This is a genomic window from Chryseobacterium gambrini (assembly GCF_900156825.1).
Taxonomy (GTDB): Bacteria; Bacteroidota; Bacteroidia; order Flavobacteriales; family Weeksellaceae; genus Chryseobacterium; species Chryseobacterium gambrini.
Map to the genome: position 1 here is coordinate 225,097 of NZ_FTOV01000002.1, position 24,666 is coordinate 249,762.

The window sequence follows — 24,666 nt, forward strand, 5'->3', positions numbered from 1 at the left end:
GCTCCCATAACTATTGAATTTGAAATTTGGTTTTAAGAAGTTCTACGGTTTTGTTTGCTAACCTGTATTTTTTCTGAATTGCTGCCAATGATGGTTTTTTCTCTCCGGCTTTTATGGCTGCTTCCATATTTTTCCAGTTCTCATCATTCTCATTTAGATATGGCAGAGTTTTATTTTGTTGAGCAGGAGTATTGGCAGGTTTATTTTCTGGAGTTTGAGCTGGAGAAGTATTTTGAGGTTTTTCATCATCAACTTTTTTTCTCAACTCATTATCAATATCATCTTCGTCTGTTGGAATATGGAAGAACTTTAAGAAGAAATATCTTTCAGCGTAGGTAAGAGCGGAACCAAGACCTTTCTCCCATTCATTCTGGCCATTTGCGCCGAATAAATTTTCGTCTTTCTCGCCAGTTTCTACATCAACCCACGTGAAGCGCATCATTACTTTAGAAAGAATTTCAGCTTTAGGTTTTTGATATTCTACTTTAGTATTTTGACCATTTATATTTTCCCATTTAGTGGCCTTTGTAGTGTAATCCTGTCGATCATTTTCGATGGATAATATTTCTTGTTTAAGAATTAAGCCCAATTCGTTCATTAAGGGACGGATAAATTCTAAAACTTTGGCACCAGATACATATTCATAACCAAAAGAGTCGGAGCCTGATCTTTTATCTTTACCAAATCCATTGATTTTACATTGAATTTGATGGAGTTTTTTATAGATTGACATTTTCAAGGTGTGTTTTGAAGTTTTGTAATTCTGTGATAGCATTTCCAAGCTTTTCAATCATTTCCTTTTTGCCTTCAGGATTATTTATCTGATTATGCCATCTAATTGATCCGTGACAATCTGAAAGTCTCGCGATGGCTTTTCCATCTTCGTAAATTTTACAATGAATAGCACTCATGGAATCGATGCTGTCTGGTGCTATGAAAGATTTTTTATTGTAGCTCATTTTAATAGAATTTTCCTTTATACCAGTATTGTTTGAAATATCTTCGAGAGTTGACATTGAGAAATGTTACTTTTTCCCCGAATATCATTGCGATCATTCTTTTCATAATTATTAAGCTGTTTTGGAAAATTGAGATCTTAATTTTAGAATGTCATTCATCTGTTTAGCGTAGTATTTAGCTTTATCTTTATCATCAGTCCAGACTGAATGTGTATTTGAGGAAAATACCTTTTCAGGAATAAACTGATCTTTATTTATTAGATATAAAGTGCCTTCTGTTTTAGTTCCCCATACTGCATCAATACCACTTACAAAGAGTGCTTTTTCGCCGACACATAAAACTTTTTGTTCAGTAACCTGTGCTTCCTGAGTAGAGAAATTAATTCCTACATCATAAACTGTTTGTTCTACTTTGTAACTCATAATTTTAAATTCTACCATATCCGTAATTAGCCCATAATTCACTCTGTTCTGCCAAGTATTCTCTATGAGATTGAATACTTCTCTCTTCAGCGCCGAGCTGATCTTCTCTGAAAGCGTCAAGTTCTCTCTCTAAATCCTTTCCAACTGAACAAATCTTTTCATCCTCACGATAAAGGCAGTATGTACCAACATTTGTCATTTTAATCGTCCAAAATGCATTGCTATCATCCAAGAATAATCCGAACCAATTATTTATTTTAACATTTTCGTCTACTTCAAAATCGATGAATTCTAAGTTGTTTGCTAATTGAACTGCTTTTCTGAAATCTTTTTCAGTTGGAGAGTTTGTAAATTGTTTTTTGTTTTGTACTTTTGTGTCCATTACTGTTTGACTTTTTTAGGTTAAACTTTCGCCGTCTGTTACCGCAGATGGCTTTTTTATTTTCTTTTGTGGAAAGCTTTTCTGGCTTCCTCTTTTATTTGTTCTGCTTTAGTTTTTTTCAACTTCCCTGGGGTAGTTCCTACGCTACCCCGAGAAGTATTCATTTCAGCTTTAACAAAGGCAGATAATGTTTCTATTTTATCAAGTGCGGAGAGAATGACTACCGCTCTTTCTGGGCTAATTTCTCCTATCATATCATGTAATTATTTCTGATTCAAATATTTGTTCATCTTTCCATTCAGTGTGTTTTTTAAATGACTCAATGAAAAAATAATTTTCAAGCGTCTTTGAATTTCTGTATGCAGCCAGATATAGCGCTGATTCTCTCATCCCTATTTCTGATGCAATAGTTACTCTTAAATCATAATCATCTTGAATTTTACGGGAAACCGTAGTTTTGATTTTTCTGTTATTCACTATATTTGTTTGCTCTTTCATTTTGAAATTTCTTTTTGTAATATCAATTTGATATAGCAAAAGTAACAAAAAGTTACATATAAAAAAATAAAATGTAACAAATTTTCTCTTTAATTGTATAACTTATTGATAATGAGCGAATTTAATTTATCTGAACAAAGAAAGAAATTAGGATTAACTCAGCAAGAATTAGCTGATGAATTAAAACTTTCTCGAAAAACCATAAATAATTATGAGAAATCGGGTAATATTCCTGATAGCGTAAGGTTACTTATCAGAAATTTTTTTGAGTTAAGAAATGAGAATGGTCTTGATAATGTAACTAAAAGGGAAAATTTGTTACTTCCTAAAGACGGAGTTAAACTAGGCATTCCATTTTATAACGTTGATTTTGCCGGAGGATGGAGTAGTGAAGTTCTTTTTTCAGAAGTAAGGCCGGATTTTTATATTAATAATCCAGAATTCGATAAAGCCGAGTTTGCTTGTAATTTGATTGGTCATTCCATTTCACGTAGAATCCCTCATCGTTCAATCATAGGATTAAGATTAATTGAAGATTGGCAAACATATTTTCCAACAAATGAATTATATGGAATAGTTATGAAAAATGAACTTCGAACAGTGAAAATTGTGAAAAGAAGTAAGGAAAAGGAAGGGTATTTAACTTTAATTCCGGATCCGCTTCCTGAATTTAATCAAACCCAATATGAGCCTGAAGAGGTTCCGATAGAATTTGTATCAAGATTTTATCAACTAATAGCTTGGGCTCAATTTGAAAGAATATCAATGTAAAAAATAAAAGATCATGAGAAAAATATTGTTCATCTTTTTACTTATCTCAACTTTAGGTTTTGCGCAAACAACTGAGGTAATTCCAAATTCTAATTTTATCGAGAAAAAAGAATTGATTTTTAAAGATGGTAAACTACATATAGAAAAAAAGATTTTTTTGGAAAATGGAAAGAATGAAAGCATCCCTGTGAAACTTGATTTTTTTGGTGATGAAACAGTTTTAAATTTTGATTTAAAAAAAGTAGATAAAATTATTTTATCAGCTGCTGAAAACGCAAAATATAAACTTAAAAGTCCCTCAACTTTTAGACCGTATTCAATAGTGATAAGACCTATCAATAAAGATTATTGGTATACAAATGTTTTCTTTTCTGGGGAGAATGATTATGGAGCTAAAAAGGATTCAAGTTCGATGGCTGAAATTGATAATGAGGGTAATGTTTTAAAAGACTATAATTAAAATGACTACTTCAGATCAAAAAATATTAGAATTTGTACAAATCCTTAAAAATCTAAATGAGATAAGATTTGATCGGGATTTCTATACTCCGATTGGTATGACCAAATTTGTATTTTCTAATATTAAGAATCAAGATAAATATCCTGATAGACAATCCTGGCATTTCACAGCTGAGCATATAAGGTTGATATGTGAGGTTTTTAATGCAGATTCAAATTTTTTCTTTGGTTTAGCCGATCAACCCTTTAGAAAATTAAAAAAGAAGGGTAACATCAACGGTAACATTAAGCTAAATAAGATAATAGATAATTAAAATTAATAAAACGTAAATGATTGATTTTCAACGTTAATCTATTTTTGTTAAAAAGTTTGCTTCCTTGGTAAGGAAGAGGTCACGGGTTCAAGTCCCGTAGTTGGCTCTCATCATATCCCGATTTTTTCGGGATATTTTTTTGCCTTTATTTTTATGTATGAATTTTGTCTGAAATATTTAAAAACTTTCATAAAACCTAAAAATAGCGAGGCCTACCTTACCGATTCTGTTAAACACTCTCCATAAAAACAATTTGAATTCATTGGATTTTTCAGGATTAAAATTTTCAGAAGCATTCAGTACAAATCTTAAAATTCAATTAAAAGTAATTCCTGCACTTTTGAATTCCTTTACCATCATCAAAAATTTCGTTACATTCGTATAAAATAATTTTCGATGAACATTCTTTTATTGGAAGACGATTTAATTCTTTCAGCGGAACTTTGCAAATTTCTGGAGTCAAATAACTTTACATGCGACAAGATTTATGATGGGGAAACATTTCTTCGCCAGATTAGGAACAGTTCCTACGATTTATATCTTCTGGACATCAATGTTCCGAAAATTAACGGACTAGACGTTTGTCAGACCATCCGTTCTTTCGATAAAAATACGCCCATCATCATTATTTCGGCTTATGGAGATCTTTCCGATAAGAAAGATGCCTTTACACGTTTGGCGGATGATTATCTGGTAAAACCATTTCAGTTTGAAGAATTATTATTACGCATCAATTCTTTGCTGAGAAGAAAAGCGCCTTCTGAGAATATGGATCAGGAAATTATAAGAATCGATGATCTGATAGTAAATAAAACCGAACAGAAAGTCTATCGTGGCGGAAATGAAATCAATCTTACCCTGAAAGAATTTCAGTTGTTGGTTTATCTTGCCGAAGCGCAGGGAAGAACGGTTTCCAAGCAGCAGATCACGGAACACGTTTGGGAACATAATTTTAATACGAACACCAATACCGTTGAAGTCTACATCAATTTTTTACGAAAGAAGATCGATAAAGATTTTAAAGTAAAACTTATCCACACCCGTTCCGGTTTCGGATATTATCTAAGCCCGTTATAGAATGTCTTTAAAAAGGAAGATCGCGCTCAATCTCAGTATTGCTTTTTCATTGCTTTTTGCTATTGTAATGGTAGTTATTTATATGTCTTTTAATGATTTCCGCAGAGAAGAATTCAAAGAAAGATTCAGACAGAGACTGGAGTTCACTTCCCATTTCATTGCCAAGTCTAAAGATTTTGAAGAAGAAGCACCTGTCTTTTTTAATGAAAATTCAGATAACATTCTTTTAAATGAAACCATATTAATTTTCAACGGACAAAAAGAATTGATCTACAGCACCATTAAAGACCGCAATGTAACCTGGGATAATGAACTTCTGAAAGAACTCGACGAAAAAAAAGTAATCTATTCCGAAAAGACGGTTCCTGAAATTTATGCGGCATTAAGAACCATCAACGGAGAAAACTATTATATTTTAACAAGTGCTTTCGACACCAACGGAAAATCAAAACTGGCGTATCTTAAATATCTTTTAATAACAGCTTATGTGATGAGTGCGCTTCTCATCGGTTTTTTCAGTTATTATTTCATGGGGCAGTTTCTAAAACCTCTGGAAGATCTTAATCAGGAAATTTCTGAAGTTACGGCACATAAATTAACAACACAGATTCCGGTTCGTAATTCTAATGACGAAATTGATGTTCTGGCAAAATCTTTTAACACAATGATTGGGAGGCTGGACGACGTTTTCCAGTCGCAGAAAGATTTTACCGCAAGTGCTTCTCACGAAATACGGACTCCTATTACAAGAATGGCTTTTCAGCTTGAAAATTTAATAAAATTCGGAGAACATTCTCCTGAAACTTTATCATCTTTAAGACAGATTCAAAGAGATGTGTATCAGCTTTCGGATCTTACCAATTCACTTTTGCTGCTTACCAAATTCGACAGGGAAAATATCCAGAGTATTTACGAAGAAGTGAGAATTGATGAAGTCATTTTTGAATCCTTTGAAGCGGTTGAAAAAAGCTACCCCAAATTAAAACTGGATTTTCTGATTTCCGAAGATACTTCTGAAGATGCACTTTTAACCATTAAAGGAATTCAGTCTTTACTCGATATTGTTTTCATCAACTTATTTAAAAATGCAGCCATCTATTCCGATGATGTGGAAGTGGATGTATTGATTAAAGAAAATGACGAACATCTGATTGTTGATGTCATTTCCCATGGAAACACCATTCCGAAAGAAGAACAGGCAAAACTTTTTGAAGCCTTTAAAAGAGGAAAAAATTCTCAGAATATTTCAGGTTCCGGATTGGGTTTAAGAATCGTTAAACGAATTCTCGAATATCACGGCGCACAAATTATCTATACTTCACCGGCAGATCTCCTCAATAAGTTCAGTGTGATTTTTGTGAAATAATTTTTTAAATTAATCTAAAAATATTTACGTAATTCGGCTCTTGCGAACGAAAATATTCCCAAAAATTTTAAATAAATCTTTGCAAACTTAGCGTTTACATGAATTGAATTAATACTATAATGAACTCATAACTTAATTTAAATGAGAGAATTATGGATTGTTGCTTAACAAATTTAATTTTTTTTTAAGCATTCTTTAAGAGCATTTTAATAGCAGAAAGGCATTTTTGTATCATAAAATCAATAAAATGAACAAATTTGCAGGGCTGTTCATCGTCATTTCCTCATTCATGACGGCACAACAGCAAATGTCGCTTCGGGATTGCGAAGAAGCTTTCCAGAAGAACAATTTACAACTGCTTGCCGAACAGTACAACATCAACATAGCTGATGCAGATATTTTGCAGGCTAAAATCTGGGAACTTCCGCAGTTGAGCGGACAAATTAATGCATACAACCCCGAAGACAGAAAAGTTTTCGATGCGGGACACGCAAAAGGAGCGCAGGTAACCCAATTAATTTACATGGGGGGCAAAAAAAAGAATGAAATTGCCTTCGCAAAATCCAATAAGGAACTGGCGCAGCTTCAGTTTGCACAGCTTTTGGTTGATCTCAAATCCCAGCTTCGTTCCACTTACTTTGAACTTTACTACGAAAAGCTAAAACTCGACAATACCAATAAACAGCTTGGTTACATGAACGATCTTCTGGCTGCCTACAAAATACAGTCTGCCAAAGGAAATGTTTCGCTGAAAGACGAAGTTAGACTGCAAAGTATTGTCATTCAGTTGAATAACGATAAAGTAGGAATCAATAAAAATATTCTTGAATTTGAACAGACTCTGAAACTTCTTACTGGAACCACCGAAGATATAGAACCACAGCTTTCCGATTCTGAAGCGAAAGAAATTTTTGCCGCTCAGCCTTTTGGCGACGAAGCGGAACTTCAGAAAAAAGCACTCGAAAACAATGCCGATTATCAATATAATTTAAAATTAATCGACAACAGTAAGCTTTATGCGCAATGGCAGAAATCTTTAAACGTTCCTGATCTTAATCTCGGAGCAGGGTGGGATCAGAATGGCGGAACCTTCAAAAATGAAGTCAATCTGATGGTCGGAATTCCTCTTCCGCTTTGGAAATCCAATAAAGGAAATGTGGATAAAGCCAATTTTGCCATTCAGCAGAATCAGAAAAATGCAGAATTTCAAAAGCTGAACCTCCAAACAAAAGTACAGTCGGCTTACAAAATATGGAAAACACAATACGATCAGCTCAGCCAGGTTAAATCTACCGATCTTAATAATATGGAACTGGTCTACAACGGGATGCTGAATAATTTCAGGAAAGGCAACATCAGTCTTATTGAATTTACAGACTTTATGGACAGTTACCGCGAAACCGCACTTCAGATTTATGATATGAAAAACGGGATCATGCAGTCTGCAGAACAATTGAATCAACTAGTACAAACGAAAATCTTCTATTAAACATGAAAAATTATATAATTCCGGTAATGATTGCCCTGTCTGTTTTATCTTGCTCCAAAAAAGAGGAAGGAACAAAACCGCAGGCAAAAAAAGGATTTGAACTGAGCAACACGATGCTGAATTCAATCGATTTAGCAAAAGTTGAAAAAAAATATATAGAAGATGATTATAATTTCTACGGAAAGATTTCGGCAGACAAAAACAGCTACATCGATGTCTATCCTTTGGTCGGCGGAAATGTTTTAAGCGTTAATGTTGAACTGGGCGATCATGTAACCAAAGGTCAGGTTCTCGCCACTATACGAAGTACAGAATTGGCGGAAGTGCAGAAAGATGTGAGCGATGCAAAAACAGATTTGGTTGTTGCCAAAAATAATCTTCGCATTGCCAAAGAAATGTACGAAGGAAAACTGAATACCGAAAGAGACGTTCTGGAAGCCAAAAGCCAGCTTCAGAAAGCACAGGATCAGTTGCAGCGGGCAAGTGCAGTGAGTACAGTGTATAATGTAAAAAAAGGAAATATCTACAGCGTTGTTGCGCCAATCAGCGGATATATTGTTCAGAAAAACATCAATAAAGATATGCAGTTGAGAAGTGACCGAAGCGATAATATTTTTGATGTTGCCAATACCACCAACGTTTGGGCAATCATGAACGTTAACGAATCTGATATTGATAAAATCAGCCTCGGAATGAAAGCGCAGGTTTCCACATTATCGTATCCGAATAAAGTGTTTGATGGAAAAATTGATAAAATTTTTAAAATCATAGATCCGGAAACCAACGCGATGCAGGCAAGAGTAGTACTCGATAACCAAAACGGATTGCTGATCCCCGAAAGTAAGGCAACCATCAAAGTAACCAGTTCGGAAAATACCACAGCACTTACTGTCCCTTCCAAAGCTGTAATTTTTGATGATAACAGAAGTTTTGTGGTGATTTATAAATCCAGAACCGATGTAAAAGTGAAAGAAATAAAAGTTCTGAAACAGGTAGGAGACGTTACTTACATTTCCGAAGGTCTATCCGAAGGAGAACAGGTAATCACAAACAATCAGTTGTTGATTTACCGCTCTTTGAATAGCTGATTGTATTTAAACCATTAAGATTTTAATTAAGAAATTAAGTTGAATGAAGAAAATATCTAATGATATTTTAAACTCGTTTATGAGCCACTTAACAATTCTTAACTCCTTACATATCCTTAATGGTTAAAATCAAAAGATCTTCGCTGAGTGAAAGAGAATACGCAGAACAATAGTTACAAAAATCATTGCGCTCTTTGCGTTAAAAGAATTCAACGACTTTTTTAGGTCAAAAAAAATCCATCATGAACAAATTCATTAAAAATATCATTGCTTTTTCGTTAAAAAATAAAGCATTCACCTTTATTTGGGTAGCGATTCTGGCGGTGGCAGGATTCATCAGCTTCAAAAATATGCCCATTGAAGCCTTTCCCGATGTTACCAATACCCAAATTGTCATCATTACCCAATGGAACGGGCGAAGTGCCGAAGAAGTAGAACGTTTCGTTACCACACCTATTGAATTGGCAATGAGTCCGGTTCAGAAGAAAACCAGTGTAAGAAGTACCACAATGTTCGGACTTTCCATTGTTAAGATTCTTTTTGACGATGGAGTAGACGATATTTTTGCCAGAAATCAGGTGAATAATCAGCTTCGGACGGTGAGTCTTCCTGATGAAGTGGATCCCGAAGTTCAGCCGCCTTACGGACCCACCGGAGAAATTTTCAGGTATACTTTACAGAGCAAAACCAAAGATTCCAGAGAACTGTTAACCTTACAAAACTGGGTAATCGACCGTGCTTTGAGAGGAGTTCCCGGTGTTGCAGACATCAATGTTTTCGGAGGTCAGGACAAAGTGTTCGAATTAAGCATCGATCCGAGAGCATTAGATAAATACAATTTAACGCCGCTTCAGGTATATGATGCCGTTACAAAAAGTAATTTGAATGTTGGCGGTGATGTTATTGAGAAAAACGGACAGGCTTATGTGGTGCGTGGAATCGGTTTGGTGAAATCTGTTGCCGATATCGGAAATATTACCATCCAGAACGACAGCGGAAACCCTGTTCTCGTTAAAAATGTTGCAGAAGTACACGAAAGCTCGATGCCGAGAGTAGGACAGGCGGGACTCAATCATCAGGAAGACACTGTTGAAGGAATTGTCGTGATGCGGAAAGGAGAAAATCCGCGTGCAGTTTTGGTCGGCGTAAAAGCAAAAATTAAAGAACTCAACGAAAAAGTGCTGCCGAAAGATGTAAAAATGGTCACTTTTTACGATCGTGATAATCTGATGGATTTCACCACGCACACCGTAATGCACAACCTTATTGAAGGAATTGTTCTGGTTACGGTAATTGTTTTGATTTTCATGGCAGACTGGAGAACAACGCTTATCGTTTCCATCATCATTCCTTTATCCTTATTATTTGCCTTTTTATGTCTGAAACTCGCGGGAATGAGCGCAAATTTACTTTCACTCGGAGCGGTAGATTTCGGAATTATCATTGACGGAGCGGTTGTCATGGTGGAGGGACTCTTTGTGATGCTCGACCATAAAGCCCACAAATACGGTGATGAAAAATTCAATAAACTGGCAAAAGCAGGCTGGATCAAACAGACGGGAACAGGTCTTGGAAAAGCAATCTTCTTTTCAAAACTCATCATTATTACTTCCCTGATCCCGATTTTCTCATTCCAGAAAGTGGAAGGAAAAATGTTTTCGCCATTGGCATTTACATTAGGTTTTGCTTTAATGGGCGCTTTAATTTTCACTTTAACGCTCGTTCCGGTGCTTTCGCACATCCTTTTAAATAAAAATGTAAAGGAAAAAAATAATCCATTCGTGAATTTCTGGGATAGAATTGTTTTAAAAGGATTCAATTTTACCTTTAAACATAAAAAACTCAGCTTAATTGTTTCTCTTTCATTTTTAGCCGTGACTTTATTTTCAGGAAAATTTTTAGGAACCGAATTTTTACCGCAGTTAAATGAAGGTTCATTGTGGATTACCGCCGAAATGCCGATGAGTTCTTCATTAAAAGAATCTCTGAATACAGCCGATCTTCTCAAGAAAGACATTATGAGTTTTCCGGAAGTCACAGATGTTCTCGCGCAGACTGGAAGAAGTAATGACGGAACCGACCCGAATGGTTTTGGTTTTGTACAGTTTGCCGTGAATCTTAAACCCAAAGAAGAATGGAAACGGAACATCACCTATGAAGAACTGATTGAAGAAATCGATAAAAAATTAAGAAATTATCAGGGAATTACATTCAATTATTCCCAGCCGATTTCAGACAATGTAGCTGAAGCAGTTGCCGGTTTCAAGGCAGAAAACGGAATTAAAATCTACGGAGATAATCTTCAGACTTTGGATATACTTGCCGAAAAAGTTTTAAAAGAGGTAAAGGATATTAAAGGCGTAAAAGATGCCGGAATTATTAAAAATATCGGTCAGCCGGAAGTAAGCGTAGTCCTCGACAGGGATAAAATGGCGGCTTACGGAGTAATGCCCGATGATGCGCAGTCTGTTCTGGAGATGGCTTTCGGAGGTAAGACCGCTTCGGAAATGTTTGACGGCGAAAGAAAATTCCCGATCCGTCTCCGTTATTCGCAGGAGTACAGGAAGGATGAAAATGATATTGCAGCCTTAATGGTTCCTACACAGGACGGTGCTAAAATTCCGTTAAAAGAAATCAGCACGATTGAAAAAGACAACGGAGCTGCATTTATTTACAGAGATGATATTAAAAGATACATTGGGATTAAATTTTCCATTCGCGACCGTGATTTGGGAAGTACGATTGCCGATGCGCAGAAAGCGGTTGCTAAAATTGATCTTCCGGACGGATATTCTGTAGGATGGACCGGTCAGTTTGAAAATCAGCAGAGAGCTTCAAAACGATTGACGCAGGTTGTTCCGATCAGTATTTTAGGAATTTTCTTCCTTTTATTTATCCTTTTCGGAAACATAAAAGATTCTTTACTGGTTCTGGCAAATGTTCCTTTTGCTTTAATTGGCGGAATTATCGCATTGCACATTACCGGAATTAATTTTGGAATTTCAGCCGGAGTAGGAATGATTGCCCTTTTGGGAATCTGTATTCAGAACGGAGTCATCCTTATTACAGAATTTCATCAGAATGTTAAAAACGGAATGGATCTGGACAGCTCACTGCTGAATGGGGTGAAATCCAGAACACGTCCTGTGATTATGACGGCTTTAATGGCATCCATCGGATTAATGCCTGCTGCTTTATCCACAGGAATCGGATCAGAATCCCAAAAACCTTTGGCAATCGTCATTATCGGAGGATTAATTACGGCAACTGTTTTAACCCTGCTGATTTTCCCGATTATTTTCTGGATTTTCAACCGAACTAAAAAATCTCAACAGATCTGATCATTTCTTTCAATTATATTTTAAACTCATTTTAAATTTAACCGCAAAAGAGACAAAAGACTTTATTGGATTATTTAAAGTATTTCAAAAGTCTGCAAAGAGAAAAAATCTTTGATTTTTTTTTAAACTTATGTGCTCTTTTTTCCATTTAAGTAGTAAACTTAAACAACTAAATGGTTACAATCTTTTGCATCTTTTGCGGTAAAAAAAATTTAGACAAGTTTTACTTTAACCTTTTATTTAACCACAGGTGGCAAAAGATATTTAAATAAGATAACTAAAACTTTAAAGAAAGAGTTTATGTTTTCTTTTCTTTACCTTAATAATAAACTATCAATATATTTTCGAAATCTTTTGCCTTTGCGGCTAATAAACATTCGGTTAAAAAAGAATCGCGGAAAACTTTGTTTTCCGCGATTCTCGCTATTGAAATAATTATTATGAGTTTAGAATCCTAATCCCACAGCAAAACCTCTTACTGCATTTGGGAAATCTGAAACTGCAGTCGCAGCCCCTGTTGAAGTATTAATACTGTATACTTTTGTGGCAGTTCCCACTGTTGCCAGTAAATAAGCTTTTTGGCTCATGCTTCCGATATCAAAACCGTTTGCGCTGGTAATATTGATTCCTAAAGAACCTGTCTCTACCAGAGTTCCGTTGTTCGGCGGATTTTGTTGATACAATTTGTCTGTATTATGATCGATAACGAATAAAGTTGTTGAAGTAGCTCCTGCAAAATTATTGGTATAAGCAGCCGCTCCGATCATCGGAGTTCCCGGATTCAGCATTCCGTCTGCTGCCGTTATTCCGCCTGTTACAGGATCAAGACGAAGATTTTGTCCCGTGTTGCTCACGACTCTGATCTTGTCAACAGTCGGATTAAAATCAAACCCGAAATCTGTTCCCGCAAGTAGTGTTGCAAAAGGAGAAGTTCCCACTGCGGTTGCAGCTCCTGTTCCTAAGTTAATAGTATATAGTCTGCTTGAACTTCCCAAAGCATAAAGCTGTCCGTTCAAAGGTCTGAAATCTATTCCTAAAATACTTTCACCTGTCTGAAGTCCTGTAATCGCTTTTGAAACCGGCATCGGACTGTTCGGATTGAAAATCTGAAGGTTGTTTGAATTATCTACCGCGTAGGCAACCGGTTCTGTAGGAATCGCTAGATCAATGATCTGCTGCTGAAGCATACCGATGTTGGTTGCTTTACCTGTACTCAGATCCAATAAATGCAGGTTGTTATTTAAAGCTAATAACGCTGCACCGTTATCATATTTAATATCAAAAGCAGCCTGTCCTGTAAAAGTAGTTCCCAGACTTCCGACTTCTACCAATGTTCCGTTGTTAGGCGGATCCTGCTTAAATAACTTTCCGGAAGTCATATCAATATCATACAACACTGTACTTGAAGCTCCGGATTTGCTGTTGGTATAAGCAACTCCTGTTACAGCAGGAGTTCCACCTCCGTTAATGTTCATATCGGTTGCTGCAACCGCTCCCGTTTCCGGATGAAGTCTTAAATTCTGTCCTGTATTGCTCACCAGACGAATTCTGTCAACGGTAGGATTAAAATCAATCGAAGCAATAGTTCCTGAGACAGCAGGTGAAAATGCGGTTGTACTTACTGCTCTTGCAGAAGCATTGGAAGTGTTGATGATGTAAAGCTTACTTGCATTAGATAAAGCGTAAAGCTCTCCTGTTGCTGGTCTGAAATCGATGCTCATCAGTTTTTCTCCTGAAACTACTCCTGTAACAGCGGTTTTAGAAGTAAACATTTTAGGATTGTTGGCATTGAAGGCAACAAGTTCGTTGTTCGCCGTAAGTCCGTAAGCCATAAGATCAGGTCCCTGTACCGGCATATTCATGTCTGTAGACATCATATCATCGGAATCGTCACATGAAAAAAGGATAATGGTGCTGAACAATACGGTACATAAATGTAATAATTTTCTCATAATATATTATTTTTAATGGTTCGTAATTCTATCTACGATAAAAGATAAATTATGGTCTTGGCGTACTGTAATTTTTTCTGAATATTATTCTTTAGTCAATTTTATTGTATTCATAATTAAAGAGATAGTTTATTATTTGGCCAAAAGGTGTACTGCTGATTTTCTAAATTGAGAAAAATGTGTAAATTTGCAATCTCAATACATTGAAATATAAGGTTTGTACTTCATTGGATTTGAATATTGAAACTTTTTTTAATAAAAAGGTTTTGGTATTTAAAAATTCATTATATTTGCACACCGAAAATTTGAAAAACAATAAATAAATAATTTTAAATCATGGCAAAGGAAACGTTTAATCGTAACAAACCACACTTGAACATTGGTACTATTGGTCACGTTGACCATGGTAAAACTACTCTTACAGCTGCTATTTCTGCTGTATTAGCTAGCAAAGGTCTTGCTGAGAAAAAAGACTTCTCTGCAATTGACTCTGCTCCAGAAGAAAAAGAAAGAGGTATTACTATCAATACAGCTCACATCGAATACGAAACTGAAAAAAGACACTATGCTCACGTTGACTGTCCAGGTCACGCGGATTACGTAAAGAACATGGTAACAGGTGCTGCTCAGATGGACGGAGCTATCGTGGTATGTGCTGCGACTGACGGACCAATGCCTCAGACAAGAGAACACATTCTACTTTGCCGTCAGGTAAACGTACCAAGAATCGTTGTTTTCATGAATAAAGTTGACATGGTAGATGATGCTGAGTTATTAGAGCTTGTTGAAATGGAGCTTAGAGACTTATTATCTACTTATGAATTCGACGGAGATAACTCTCCAGTAATCCAAGGTTCTGCTCTTGGTGCACTTACTGCTGCTACAGAAGGTAATTCTGATGATAAGTGGTTTAAGTCTGTAGAGCAATTGATGGATGCTGTTGACGAGTGGATCGAAGAGCCAACAAGAGATACAGATAAGCCATTCTTGATGCCAATCGAAGACGTATTCTCTATTACAGGTAGAGGTACTGTAGCAACTGGTAGAATCGAGGCTGGTATCATCAACACTGGTGATCCTGTAGATATCGTAGGTATGGGTGATGAAAAATTAACTTCTACAATTACAGGGGTTGAGATGTTCAGAAAAATCCTAGACAGAGGTGAAGCTGGAGATAACGTAGGTCTATTGTTGAGAGGTATTGAAAAAACTGACATCAAGAGAGGTATGGTTATCGCTAAGAAAGACTCTGTGAAGCCACACAAAAAATTCAAAGCATCTGTTTATATTCTTTCTAAAGAAGAAGGTGGACGTCACACTCCATTCCACAACAAATACCGTCCTCAGTTCTACGTAAGAACTACTGACGTTACAGGTGAGATCTTCTTACCAGAAGGTGTAGAAATGGTAATGCCTGGTGATAACTTAGAGATCACTGTAGAATTGTTACAGCCAATCGCTCTTAACGAGGGTCTTAGATTCGCGATCAGAGAAGGTGGTAGAACAGTTGGTTCAGGTCAGGTAACTGAAATTTTAGACTAATCATCTAACACAATATAAAAGCTTCCGCAGGGAACTTCTTTACGGAAGCTTTTTTTTAACTACGGGCATCGTCCAATGGTAGGATACCGGTCTCCAAAACCGTTGATCAGGGTTCGAATCCTTGTGCCCGTGCAAATAACAATTATGAGTTCATTTGTCGATTTTTTAAAAGGTTCTTATAACGAATTCAGACATAAAGTTGAATGGCCGAAGTGGTCTGATCTGCAATCTTCTACAATTGTAGTAACTGTTGCAACAGTAATCTTGGCGTTATTTACTTTTGGAGTTGATGAATTGTTTTCTAAAGCAATCAGCAACATCATTGGAATGCTAATCAACTTGTTCAATTAATAATAAAAGTATTTTCCCAATAATGAGCGAATTGAAATGGTATGTGCTGAAAGCGATCAGCGGACAGGAAAATAAAGTGAAAAACTACATTGAGACGGAAATCAAACGTTTAGGGTTTGAACAGTACGTTACTCAGGTAGTTATTCCTATGGAAAAGGTTATTCAGATCAGAAACGGTAAAAAAGTTCCTAAAGAAAGACCTTACTATCCTGGATACTTAATGATTGAAGCTGATTTGATGGGAGAGATTCCTCACGTTATTAAAAATATTCCGGGAGTTATTTCATTCCTGAGTTTAACAAAAGGAGGAGATCCTGTTCCGATGAGAAAATCGGAGGTAAACAGAATGCTTGGAAGAATGGATGAGCTTTCCGAATTTGCAAGCGATGTTGAAATTCCTTATGTAGTGGGCGAAAACGTTAAAGTAATAGACGGACCATTCAACGGATTCAACGGAACCGTAGAAAAAATTCTGGAAGATAAAAAGAAAATTGAAGTTTCTGTTTTAATCTTTGGTAGAAAAACTCCAATGGAGCTTAGCTATATGCAGGTAGAAAAAGTATAATATTTACTTAAAAATATAAAAATTAAGACCGCTTCAAGCGGTCTTTTTTCGTTCTACTACCATAAGCTGATTCTGATCAGTAAAATTTAATCTATATCTTTTTTAGGGATTAATTGTTTTTACAGTATAATTTTAATGTATATTTTTAATATTGAGTATTTTTTAATATAAAAGATTTTGTATTGTGTATTTCATTAATATTTTAATTGAAAATTGAATATTTATTTGATTTTGGTCATTTTTGCTTTGTTTTTTGTTAAATATTGTGTTAACTTTGGTTTAAAACAAATATATGAGAAACATCATTATTTTTTCGCTTTGCAGTTTTTTTGCAAATGCACAAGTAGGGGTTAATACAACATCTCCTTCCAGAACCTTAGATGTTAACGGTACCTTAAGAGTAAGAACCCAAACCGATCAGTCTTCAAATAGTTCTTATGATAATGTGATGATTTCCGATGCGAATGGAAACGTAGACTATGTAAAAAAGAATCTTCTTAATCAGCAGATGACACAATTATTCAGCCTAACTACTTTACCCAGTGTTAATGTTGGGGGCAGTGGTACAGTTAGTCCTGTAAGTATCAGTAACCAATCTGTTACGTTAACTAAACCGGCATTTGTAATCATCAATTATTCTGTACCTGTTACGTTATCAGCTGCTGCTTCAGACGGCAGAATGAAATTATTAAGAACACATCTGAACGTTGATGGAACCAATGTTGTTAGATCTTCCAATGCATATACCAATAGTACATCTACTGGGACTAACCTCACCGGAATTTTTTATAATACCGGAAGTTATATAACTTTACTGGGTGCGGGAACACACAGTATTGAGATTTTGGGTACATGCTTTGACTTTGCAGCAGCGGCTAACTGCGTTCAGGGAGGTAATTTTTCCGGAACTTCTTTTCAGGCGCATGCAATGTATAATGATTATTAATTCAATTAAAGTTAAAATTTTTTTCTATAAGGAGTATGGGTTATCCTATACTCCTTATATTTTGCGGTAGTGTTAAATTGTGATGTGAAAAATAATTTATTAAATCTTTCTAAAAATCAATCTATTCCGTTTGCTATTTCAAAAATATTTCATAATTTTGCAGTCCGAAAAGTAGGATTATCTAAGGTGAGAATGGGTAACCTGCTGAATAATAATGCTTCCAAACTCATTAATTATTCAAATTTAAAAAACAAACAATGGCTAAAAAAGTCTTTAAAATGGTAAAACTTCAGGTGAAAGGTGGCGCAGCTAACCCTTCTCCACCAGTAGGTCCAGCATTGGGTTCTGCAGGTGTGAACATCATGGAGTTTTGTAAGCAATTTAACGGAAGAACTCAAGATAAGCCAGGACAAGTTTTACCTGTAGTAATTACAGTATACGAAGACAAATCTTTTGAATTCGTTATTAAAACTCCTCCTGCAGCAATCCAGTTAATGGATGCGGCTAAGATCAAGGGTGGTTCCGGAGAACCGAACAGAAACAAAGTAGGTGCTGTAACTTGGGCTCAGGTTCAAAAGATTGCTGAAGATAAAATGGCAGACCTTAACTGCTTTACAATGGATTCAGCTGTTTCTATGGTTGCAGGTACTGCAAGATCTATGGGATTAAGAGTAACAGGAACTAAACCAACTTTTAACGCTTAAAACTTAAAGAAATGGCAAAATTAACTAAGAAGCAAAAAGAAGCTTTAAGCAAAGTAGAAAAAGGAAGAATCTATAACCTTGAAGAAGGTTCAGCTCTTGTAAAAGAAGTAAACACTGCAAAGTTTGATGCTTCTGTAGACATCGCTGTAAGATTAGGGGTAGATCCAAGAAAAGCAAACCAAATGGTAAGAGGTGTTGTATCTCTTCCTCACGGAACTGGTAAAGATGTTAAAGTTTTGGCTTTAGTAACTCCAGATAAAGAAGCAGAAGCTAAAGAAGCGGGTGCTGACTATGTAGGTCTTGATGAATATCTACAAAAAATCAAAGATGGTTGGACTGATGTTGACGTTATCGTAACAATGCCGGCTGTAATGGGTAAATTAGGACCATTGGGTAGAGTATTAGGACCAAGAGGTTTAATGCCAAACCCTAAATCAGGTACTGTAACTATGGAAATTGGTAAAGCAGTAACTGAAGTGAAAGCTGGTAAAATTGATTTCAAAGTTGATAAATACGGTATTATCCACGCTGGTATTGGTAAAGTATCTTTCGATGCTGCTAAAATCAAGGAAAATGCTCAGGAATTGATCTCTACTTTGATCAAAATGAAGCCAACTGCTGCGAAAGGTACTTATGTGAAGTCGATCTATCTTTCTTCTACAATGAGTCCTGGTATTGCAATCGATACTAAATCTGTTAACTAATTATAAATCCTAAGACAATGACAAAAGACCAAAAAGTTGTAGCAATACAAGAGATCAAAGATTTGCTTCAGGATGCTAAAGTAGTTTACGTTGCAGATCTACAAGGTTTGAACGCAGGTAAATCTTCTGACTTCAGAAGACAGGCTTTCAAGCAAAATATCAAAGTAAAAGTAGTTAAAAATACACTTTTACAAAAAGCAATGGAGCAAATCGAAGGAGTAGATTACTCCGAGATGTTCCAGTCTTTCAAAGGAAATTCAGCAATTATGATTTCTGAGACTGCGAGTGCTCCAGCGAAATTAATCAGAGACTTTAGAAAGAAAGAAGAAAAGCCGGCGTTGAAGTCTGCTTTCGTTCAGGAAACTTTCTATGTTGGTGACAATAACCTAGAGATGTTAGCTAACATCAAGTCTAGAGAAGAAATGATCGGTGAAATCATCGGATTACTTCAGTCTCCAATCCAGAGAGTTGTTTCTGCTCTTCAAAACAAACCTGAGACAGTAGAAGCTAAAGCTGAAGAAGCTGCACCTGCAGTAGAAGAAGCTCCGGCTGCTGAAACTCTGGAAACTCCAGCTGCTGAAGGAGAAGCTCCAGCTGCTGAATAATTTACACTCAAAAAATAATCAATAATCAACAAAAACATTACAACAATGTCAGATTTAAAAAATTTAGCTGAAACGCTAGTAAACTTAACAGTAAAAGACGTAAACGAATTAGCTGCTATCCTTAAGGATGAGTACGGAATTGAACCAGCTGCTGCTGCAGTAGTAGTTGCTGCAGGAGGTGCAGGTGAAGCTGCTGAAGAAAAGACTGAATTCGACGTAATTCTTAAGTCTGCAGGTGCTTCTAAATTAGCGATCGTTAAATTAGTAAAAGATTTAACTGGTGCTGGTCTTAAAGAAGCTAAAGACATCGTAGACGGTGCTCCGGCTCCATTGAAGCAAGGTGTGTCTAAAGACGAAGCTGAAGCTCTTAAGAAGCAATTAGAAGAAGCTGGTGCTGAAGTAGAATTGAAATAATTCCAGTTTACTTTAAAAAATATTAAGCCTGAACATTTTGTTCAGGCTTTTTTATTGTTTATCTGCTTTGCTTGTTATTATTCATAATCAATTATGTGATCAATTTATTTATTTATAAATTTATATTGTTGATTAATTTATAATTTTAAGATATTTTAAATAAATATTATTTGTTAAATTGTAATTTTATTTAAATTATTTAACGATAAATAATATTTTAATTGAAAATGTAGTATATTTGTAATCTCAAAAACACACACAACTTTGGATACAAATTATTTTCTTTTAGGGATTTACGTCCCGATTATGCTTTACGGCATTATACTCATTCGGATTAATAAAAAAGCTAAGTTTTTATCTTTAAGTCCGGCTCCTTTTAACAATTCTAAATTTTTCAGGAAAAACAAACAATAAATTAGCCAATACATTATTGATTAGCTATTATATTGTCAGGTTCATCTTTGTACCTGAAGATTCATTTCGTTTATTCTTAAAAAAAACTACAAATATTCTAAAATGAAAAACAAATTATTCGGATTGTCAGCACTGGCAATTTTTGGATGCATGGTAAACGCGCAGGTAGGTATTAATACTAATCTGGGACAGGCAACTCTGGATGTAGTCGGTTCGCCTTCGGTTTCAAGTAAGCTTGATGGAATTATTGCGCCGAGGCTTACAGGAGATCAGCTTCGTTCAAAAAGTTATACGGCGTCTCAGACAGGCGCTTTGGTGTATGTGACCGCTGCCGATACTGCTCCGGCGTCTCAGACGGTTAATGTGGTTAATGCAGGATATTATTATTTTGATGGATCTGTTTGGATTCAGGTAAATCAGCCACAGCCTTCCGGCTGGAAAATTACCGGAAATTCAGGAACAACAGCTACTGCGGCAAGTTTGGGAACCGCTGTCTCTTCCGGTAACTTTTTAGGAACGACAGATAGTCAGAGCTTAGTTTTAGCAACAAACAATACGGTAAAAGCAATTCTCGATGTTAATGGAAATCTAAGAGGCGGAAATTCTAATGCTTCCTCGCCTTATGCATCGGTTTCATGGGGATCAAACAATACATTATCAAACAATACATCATCAAACATCGCTTTAGGAAGAGAAAATACCGTTGCTGCACAGGCTGCTAATTTTCCGGGAGTGGCAATCGGAGCTACGAACAGTGCGTTAAGTGGAGCAAAAATAATAGGAAACAACAATTTTGCAACAGGAGCCAATGCCATTGTTTTGGGAAATAATAACGGAACATCAGGAACTAATGTCAGTGGAATTAATATTGGAAATTCCAATGTGAATTCCGGAGGTTTTGCTTTTGGGACAGGAAATAATGTAACGAGCAATAATTACGCATTTGGAAATGCCAATGTTGCAAGTGGAGCAGCCGGTGCAATTGCCTTCGGGAATAGTGCCAGTGCAACCATAGCCAACCAGACCGTTTATGCAAATACTAGCCATGCTTTTTCCGGACAGGGCTCGATTGGAACCGCAATTACAGACGTCGGAGTGAATATGACTCCAAACGGAACCAATATTCCTGATCTTGAAATCAGTAAAGGAATTTTAATTAAAGCAACCGGTGTTCCTGTAACTTCAGACTGTAATGCAAGTAATGAAGGAACCATTGTTTATGGCAAATCAGGAAATACAGGAAACTTTTACGGATGCAGAATTTCCGCAGGAGTTTATGCATGGCAACAATTTTAAAAAAAATACACAAACTTAAAATCAATTAAAAATGACAAAAAAATTATTTGCGAAAATTACAGCTTTTCTCATGCTGTTTCTGCTGTCTGTGAAGATTTTCGGACAGGGTTACACTCCGATTCGGGGAATGGGGGTGGAAGCAAAACCGCTGAATGCAAACGGAATATGTCTGGCTTGTTACAGCGGAAGCATAAATCCTCTTATTGATGCCAATTTGGATAACAGCGTCAGTATGGGAAGCTTTACCACTTTGGTAAGCGGAAACGGAGTTTCTGTTAAAAATACAAATACAACCTATCCTGCAGGATACATTACAGGTTTTAATGTAGATTTAGGAACCAGCGTTTTTACGGCAAGTCTTTTAAGCAATTTAAGAATCAGTACCTATAAAGCAGGAGTTCTTCAGGAATCTTCAAATAATACTACTTTATTGTCTGTTCCGGCATTCGGAGGAACAAAAACAAGAATTTTCCTTCATTTTAAAACTACTAAAAATTTTGATGAAGTAAGACTGTATCAGGTTAATGCTCTTTCTCTATTCAGTGCCCTGAATATTTATTATGCATTTGCTTTTGATCCGACTAAAGTTCCTGTAGATAATAATGGCATCTGTGATGATATTATTGCAGGAAACGGTGTAGACGGAAATGTTTCCGGAAGCAGCAGCTTTTTAGCACCGCTTTCTTATGTAAATGACAGAGCAAAGATTGGTGACGGAGATAAAAGTTCTTACGGCTCCATCGTTTTACCGGCTGGTTTGTTAGGTTCATACTCTGTAGGTGTTTTAGATAAAAACCAGGTTTATCCAGCAGGAAATAAAGCAGGGTTCGTTATTGAACCGGATGATCAGGGTAAATTGCTAAGCGCTGAATTCTTGAAAAATATAACAATTGAGACCTATTTATTCGGGCAGCTGCAGGATTCTAAAAACTTATTTGATGGAGGCGGACTGATTAATATCAAAGTATTAAGATTCGGTTCTAATAAACAGAAAATTTCCTTAAATACAACCAAGCCTTTTAATGAAGTAAGACTAAAAATCACTCAGACTGTAGGAGTGAATTTCGGAGCTTTAAAAGTGTTTTATGCCTTTGAAGAGCCTCAAGGCTGCGATTGTAATGAATATATCCAGACTTCAGGAACTTCAAGACTGGGAGAAATTGTACAAGGAGCTTCATGGACGGGAGCTTCGGGAACAATTTTAGGATTAACCAATATTACCAACACAGGAAACGTAGTAGATAACAACACCAATAACTTTGCAACGGTAAATTTATCTCCGATCAATTTACTAATTCCCACAGTTAGGTTAACGGTTAAAAGCAATACAGGAGAATATCCTGCCGGAACTTTCGGAGGTTTTACCTTAACGAAAAGTGCCAATTTATTCACGATAAATGCATTAGATTATATCACCATTACTTTCTATAAAGGGACAACGGTAACAGAATCCAGAACTTCGGGTGGATTATTCAGCGGACAGTTTATTACTTCGGCTTCCAATCAGTTTTATGTAGGTTTTACGGCAACAAAAGCGTTTGACAGGATGAAAATTGAGATCAATCCGGGAATAGGAATCACTCTGGCGCAGCAATACTACATTTATAATGCATTTGTTCAGCTTGATGACGATCAGGATGGTGTTCCGAACTGTAACGATAAATGTCCGAACGGAAACGACAGTATTGATAACAACGGAAACGGTATTCCGGATTGTGCAGAAGGATGTTCTGTGGTAAATGATAAATCTTCTGCTATAGACAGCGATGGAGATGGCGTTGCAGATGCTTGCGATAATGATTCTGACAATGACGGTATTCCTGATGCATGGGAAGATCTTAACGCAAACGGAAAATTTGAAGATGATGACGTAGACGGAAACAAACTGGTGATTGCAGAACTGGGAGACGGAATTTCAAGTTACCTTGATCTTGATTCTGATAACGACGGTATTTTAGATTTATTTGAATCTGGAATTCCAACTTCGGTGATTGATCAGATCGATGCAGATCACAACGGAATTATCGACAGCGGCGTTGCAACAGGAAATAACGGAATTGCGGATATTCTGGAAACATCTCCGGATTCAGGAATCATGAAATATCCTTTAAAAAATACAGATGGAGACGATAAACCGGATTTTGTAGATCTTAAATCCAATAATGTAGACTTCGATCTTTATACCATCGGAAAAGATAATCTGGATGATCTTGGAGAAGGATTTATTTCGAGAATAAATGATGCGGATGCAGATGGAATTCAGGCGGTTGTAGATACGGATCTTGTTGCGAAAGGTTCTCCTAATTCTCCTCTTTCACCATATTCTTCTTTCGCTAAAAACAGTGGTATAATAGCTAAAGCTTCGGCAGGAGAAGTAAAAACGGTTGCCAATGATGTTAAAGTGTATCCTAATCCTGTAAAGGCGGGTGAAAATTTAAATGTGAAATCTGATGAAGAAGGAACATACACATTGTTTTCAGCTCAGGGACAATTAATCAGCTCAGGTAAATTTTCAGGAAATGCCGAAATCGGTACTTCTTCTTTACCTGCGGGAATGTATATCATAAAAGTAGAAACAAAAACGACTGTAAAATCATACAAAGTTATTGTGAGGTAATTTCAATAAATAAATCGTTTCTGCACATAAGTCATTCGCAAGAATGACTTATGTTTTTAAATATCTGAAAATAAATGTTTTATTGATATTTTTTAACTAACTTTATATAATAAGTATTGCTATTAAAAAACATCAGATTATTTTCGGTTTCTATCAGTAAATATAGATTATAACAGTATTTTTGAATTTTATAGGCTTTAAAGTCACTTTCAATGATATCTGTTCAGCATCAAAATACAGCTAAATCTTAGGTTATTGTAATTAATTTTAAGATTGAGTTTTTTTTATTAAGGGCGGGTCATCCATATTTTTGGATGACCTTTTTGTTTGAAAAATCTATAAAAAGAAAAATATTATGGAATGAATATGATCTTCTGGATGCAGAATAA

26 protein-coding genes and 1 tRNA gene are annotated in these 24,666 nt (G+C 36.0%); 20 read left to right on the forward strand and 7 right to left on the reverse strand.

Translation table 11 applies throughout. From position 1 onward, the window contains the following. Window positions 1-10 precede the first annotated feature (10 nt). The 6 genes from BW951_RS04550 to BW951_RS04575 are packed head-to-tail and all read right to left on the reverse strand — an operon-like array spanning window position 11 to window position 2,262. A complete protein-coding gene (locus tag BW951_RS04550; RefSeq protein ID WP_027380896.1) occupies window positions 11-733 on the reverse strand; it encodes an ERF family protein in 723 nt (240 codons plus the stop codon). Next, window positions 720-1,016 (reverse strand): hypothetical protein, encoded by a 297-nt coding sequence (locus BW951_RS04555; protein ID WP_027380897.1) that lies wholly within the window; start codon window positions 1,014-1,016, stop codon window positions 720-722. Before BW951_RS04555 ends, BW951_RS04550 begins: the two co-directional genes overlap by 14 nt. 54 nt (window positions 1,017-1,070) lie before the next feature. Then, window positions 1,071-1,382, reverse strand: a complete 312-nt coding sequence (locus tag BW951_RS04560; protein ID WP_139326100.1) for a hypothetical protein — start codon at window positions 1,380-1,382, stop codon at window positions 1,071-1,073. Window positions 1,383-1,386: 4 nt separating this feature from the next. After that, window positions 1,387-1,764, reverse strand: coding sequence for a hypothetical protein (locus BW951_RS04565; protein WP_027380899.1), 378 nt, complete (start codon window positions 1,762-1,764; stop codon window positions 1,387-1,389). Between the two features lie 56 nt (window positions 1,765-1,820). Further along, window positions 1,821-2,018 (reverse strand): hypothetical protein, encoded by a 198-nt coding sequence (locus tag BW951_RS04570; protein WP_027380900.1) that lies wholly within the window; start codon window positions 2,016-2,018, stop codon window positions 1,821-1,823. Between the two features lies 1 nt (window position 2,019). Then, a complete protein-coding gene (locus BW951_RS04575) occupies window positions 2,020-2,262 on the reverse strand; it encodes a hypothetical protein (RefSeq protein WP_027380901.1) in 243 nt (80 codons plus the stop codon). A 111-nt stretch (window positions 2,263-2,373) separates the two neighbouring features. Here BW951_RS04575 and BW951_RS04580 point away from each other — a divergent pair, with 111 nt between their 5' ends. The 8 genes from BW951_RS04580 to BW951_RS04615 all read left to right on the forward strand — a co-directional run bounded on the left by BW951_RS04580 (window position 2,374) and on the right by BW951_RS04615 (window position 12,167). Continuing rightward, entirely contained in the window at window positions 2,374-3,033 is a 660-nt protein-coding gene (locus tag BW951_RS04580; RefSeq protein WP_051289362.1) for a helix-turn-helix domain-containing protein, read from the forward strand. A 13-nt stretch (window positions 3,034-3,046) separates the two neighbouring features. Further along, window positions 3,047-3,493, forward strand: coding sequence for a hypothetical protein (locus BW951_RS04585; protein ID WP_027380902.1), 447 nt, complete (start codon window positions 3,047-3,049; stop codon window positions 3,491-3,493). A gap of 1 nt (window position 3,494) precedes the next feature. Continuing rightward, window positions 3,495-3,806 (forward strand): hypothetical protein, encoded by a 312-nt coding sequence (locus BW951_RS04590; protein ID WP_027380903.1) that lies wholly within the window; start codon window positions 3,495-3,497, stop codon window positions 3,804-3,806. Between the two features lie 396 nt (window positions 3,807-4,202). Continuing rightward, window positions 4,203-4,883: a response regulator transcription factor gene (locus BW951_RS04595; protein WP_076390699.1), complete on the forward strand. Its 681-nt coding sequence runs from the start codon at window positions 4,203-4,205 to the stop codon at window positions 4,881-4,883. Window position 4,884: 1 nt separating this feature from the next. Then, window positions 4,885-6,249, forward strand: a complete 1,365-nt coding sequence (locus BW951_RS04600) for an ATP-binding protein (RefSeq protein WP_076390700.1) — start codon at window positions 4,885-4,887, stop codon at window positions 6,247-6,249. A gap of 247 nt (window positions 6,250-6,496) precedes the next feature. After that, on the forward strand, window positions 6,497-7,738 hold the full coding sequence (locus BW951_RS04605; protein ID WP_084196358.1) for a TolC family protein: 1,242 nt from the start codon (window positions 6,497-6,499) through the stop codon (window positions 7,736-7,738). 2 nt (window positions 7,739-7,740) lie between these two features. Further along, window positions 7,741-8,826: an efflux RND transporter periplasmic adaptor subunit gene (locus BW951_RS04610; RefSeq protein WP_076390701.1), complete on the forward strand. Its 1,086-nt coding sequence runs from the start codon at window positions 7,741-7,743 to the stop codon at window positions 8,824-8,826. Between the two features lie 242 nt (window positions 8,827-9,068). Continuing rightward, window positions 9,069-12,167: an efflux RND transporter permease subunit gene (locus tag BW951_RS04615; protein ID WP_076390702.1), complete on the forward strand. Its 3,099-nt coding sequence runs from the start codon at window positions 9,069-9,071 to the stop codon at window positions 12,165-12,167. 446 nt (window positions 12,168-12,613) lie between these two features. On the opposite strand, the gene BW951_RS04620 is transcribed toward BW951_RS04615, so the two are convergent. After that, entirely contained in the window at window positions 12,614-14,119 is a 1,506-nt protein-coding gene (locus tag BW951_RS04620; RefSeq protein ID WP_076390703.1) for a DUF4394 domain-containing protein, read from the reverse strand. A gap of 336 nt (window positions 14,120-14,455) precedes the next feature. Between BW951_RS04620 and tuf the strand changes: the two genes are divergently transcribed. The 12 genes from tuf to BW951_RS04680 all read left to right on the forward strand — a co-directional run bounded on the left by tuf (window position 14,456) and on the right by BW951_RS04680 (window position 24,277). Further along, complete coding sequence (gene tuf, locus BW951_RS04625; protein WP_076390704.1) at window positions 14,456-15,661, forward strand: elongation factor Tu; 1,206 nt, start codon at window positions 14,456-14,458, stop codon at window positions 15,659-15,661. A gap of 61 nt (window positions 15,662-15,722) precedes the next feature. Continuing rightward, a tRNA-Trp gene (locus BW951_RS04630) sits at window positions 15,723-15,793 on the forward strand. A gap of 12 nt (window positions 15,794-15,805) precedes the next feature. Beyond that, window positions 15,806-16,012, forward strand: a complete 207-nt coding sequence (gene secE, locus BW951_RS04635) for a preprotein translocase subunit SecE (protein ID WP_076390705.1) — start codon at window positions 15,806-15,808, stop codon at window positions 16,010-16,012. Window positions 16,013-16,034: 22 nt separating this feature from the next. Continuing rightward, complete coding sequence (gene nusG / locus BW951_RS04640) at window positions 16,035-16,577, forward strand: transcription termination/antitermination protein NusG (protein WP_002976412.1); 543 nt, start codon at window positions 16,035-16,037, stop codon at window positions 16,575-16,577. 292 nt (window positions 16,578-16,869) lie between these two features. Next, entirely contained in the window at window positions 16,870-17,523 is a 654-nt protein-coding gene (locus BW951_RS04645) for a hypothetical protein (protein WP_076390706.1), read from the forward strand. 84 nt (window positions 17,524-17,607) lie between these two features. After that, window positions 17,608-17,808 (forward strand): hypothetical protein, encoded by a 201-nt coding sequence (locus tag BW951_RS04650; RefSeq protein WP_076390707.1) that lies wholly within the window; start codon window positions 17,608-17,610, stop codon window positions 17,806-17,808. Next, the gene (gene rplK / locus BW951_RS04655; RefSeq protein ID WP_076390708.1) at window positions 17,781-18,227 is read left to right on the forward strand and encodes a 50S ribosomal protein L11; all 447 of its coding nucleotides are present in this window, start codon (window positions 17,781-17,783) and stop codon (window positions 18,225-18,227) included. The genes BW951_RS04650 and rplK overlap by 28 nt, the downstream gene beginning before the upstream one ends. Window positions 18,228-18,238: 11 nt before the next feature. Beyond that, complete coding sequence (gene rplA, locus BW951_RS04660) at window positions 18,239-18,931, forward strand: 50S ribosomal protein L1 (RefSeq protein WP_027380917.1); 693 nt, start codon at window positions 18,239-18,241, stop codon at window positions 18,929-18,931. Window positions 18,932-18,948: 17 nt separating this feature from the next. Next, window positions 18,949-19,536: a 50S ribosomal protein L10 gene (gene rplJ / locus BW951_RS04665; RefSeq protein ID WP_076390709.1), complete on the forward strand. Its 588-nt coding sequence runs from the start codon at window positions 18,949-18,951 to the stop codon at window positions 19,534-19,536. 45 nt (window positions 19,537-19,581) lie between these two features. Continuing rightward, the gene (gene rplL / locus BW951_RS04670; protein ID WP_076390710.1) at window positions 19,582-19,950 is read left to right on the forward strand and encodes a 50S ribosomal protein L7/L12; all 369 of its coding nucleotides are present in this window, start codon (window positions 19,582-19,584) and stop codon (window positions 19,948-19,950) included. Window positions 19,951-20,466: 516 nt separating this feature from the next. Continuing rightward, a complete protein-coding gene (locus BW951_RS04675) occupies window positions 20,467-21,660 on the forward strand; it encodes a hypothetical protein (protein WP_076390711.1) in 1,194 nt (397 codons plus the stop codon). A 31-nt stretch (window positions 21,661-21,691) separates the two neighbouring features. After that, window positions 21,692-24,277: a T9SS type A sorting domain-containing protein gene (locus BW951_RS04680; protein ID WP_076390712.1), complete on the forward strand. Its 2,586-nt coding sequence runs from the start codon at window positions 21,692-21,694 to the stop codon at window positions 24,275-24,277. Window positions 24,278-24,666: the final 389 nt, after the last annotated feature.

Coding starts and splice junctions, on each gene's coding strand:
- BW951_RS04565 (WP_027380899.1), bottom strand. CDS start 1,764: ATGGACACAAAAGTACAAAACAAAAAACAATTTACAAACTCTCCAACT.
- BW951_RS04595 (WP_076390699.1), top strand. CDS start 4,203: ATGAACATTCTTTTATTGGAAGACGATTTAATTCTTTCAGCGGAACTT.
- BW951_RS04615 (WP_076390702.1), top strand. CDS start 9,069: ATGAACAAATTCATTAAAAATATCATTGCTTTTTCGTTAAAAAATAAA.
- BW951_RS04575 (WP_027380901.1), bottom strand. CDS start 2,262: ATGAAAGAGCAAACAAATATAGTGAATAACAGAAAAATCAAAACTACG.
- BW951_RS04555 (WP_027380897.1), bottom strand. CDS start 1,016: ATGTCAACTCTCGAAGATATTTCAAACAATACTGGTATAAAGGAAAAT.
- BW951_RS04600 (WP_076390700.1), top strand. CDS start 4,885: ATGTCTTTAAAAAGGAAGATCGCGCTCAATCTCAGTATTGCTTTTTCA.
- rplL (WP_076390710.1), top strand. CDS start 19,582: ATGTCAGATTTAAAAAATTTAGCTGAAACGCTAGTAAACTTAACAGTA.
- BW951_RS04580 (WP_051289362.1), top strand. CDS start 2,374: ATGAGCGAATTTAATTTATCTGAACAAAGAAAGAAATTAGGATTAACT.
- BW951_RS04610 (WP_076390701.1), top strand. CDS start 7,741: ATGAAAAATTATATAATTCCGGTAATGATTGCCCTGTCTGTTTTATCT.
- secE (WP_076390705.1), top strand. CDS start 15,806: ATGAGTTCATTTGTCGATTTTTTAAAAGGTTCTTATAACGAATTCAGA.
- nusG (WP_002976412.1), top strand. CDS start 16,035: ATGAGCGAATTGAAATGGTATGTGCTGAAAGCGATCAGCGGACAGGAA.
- BW951_RS04550 (WP_027380896.1), bottom strand. CDS start 733: ATGTCAATCTATAAAAAACTCCATCAAATTCAATGTAAAATCAATGGA.
- BW951_RS04645 (WP_076390706.1), top strand. CDS start 16,870: ATGAGAAACATCATTATTTTTTCGCTTTGCAGTTTTTTTGCAAATGCA.
- rplJ (WP_076390709.1), top strand. CDS start 18,949: ATGACAAAAGACCAAAAAGTTGTAGCAATACAAGAGATCAAAGATTTG.
- BW951_RS04560 (WP_139326100.1), bottom strand. CDS start 1,382: ATGAGTTACAAAGTAGAACAAACAGTTTATGATGTAGGAATTAATTTC.
- rplA (WP_027380917.1), top strand. CDS start 18,239: ATGGCAAAATTAACTAAGAAGCAAAAAGAAGCTTTAAGCAAAGTAGAA.
- tuf (WP_076390704.1), top strand. CDS start 14,456: ATGGCAAAGGAAACGTTTAATCGTAACAAACCACACTTGAACATTGGT.
- BW951_RS04590 (WP_027380903.1), top strand. CDS start 3,495: ATGACTACTTCAGATCAAAAAATATTAGAATTTGTACAAATCCTTAAA.
- rplK (WP_076390708.1), top strand. CDS start 17,781: ATGGCTAAAAAAGTCTTTAAAATGGTAAAACTTCAGGTGAAAGGTGGC.
- BW951_RS04570 (WP_027380900.1), bottom strand. CDS start 2,018: ATGATAGGAGAAATTAGCCCAGAAAGAGCGGTAGTCATTCTCTCCGCA.
- BW951_RS04675 (WP_076390711.1), top strand. CDS start 20,467: ATGAAAAACAAATTATTCGGATTGTCAGCACTGGCAATTTTTGGATGC.
- BW951_RS04620 (WP_076390703.1), bottom strand. CDS start 14,119: ATGAGAAAATTATTACATTTATGTACCGTATTGTTCAGCACCATTATC.
- BW951_RS04585 (WP_027380902.1), top strand. CDS start 3,047: ATGAGAAAAATATTGTTCATCTTTTTACTTATCTCAACTTTAGGTTTT.
- BW951_RS04605 (WP_084196358.1), top strand. CDS start 6,497: ATGAACAAATTTGCAGGGCTGTTCATCGTCATTTCCTCATTCATGACG.
- BW951_RS04680 (WP_076390712.1), top strand. CDS start 21,692: ATGACAAAAAAATTATTTGCGAAAATTACAGCTTTTCTCATGCTGTTT.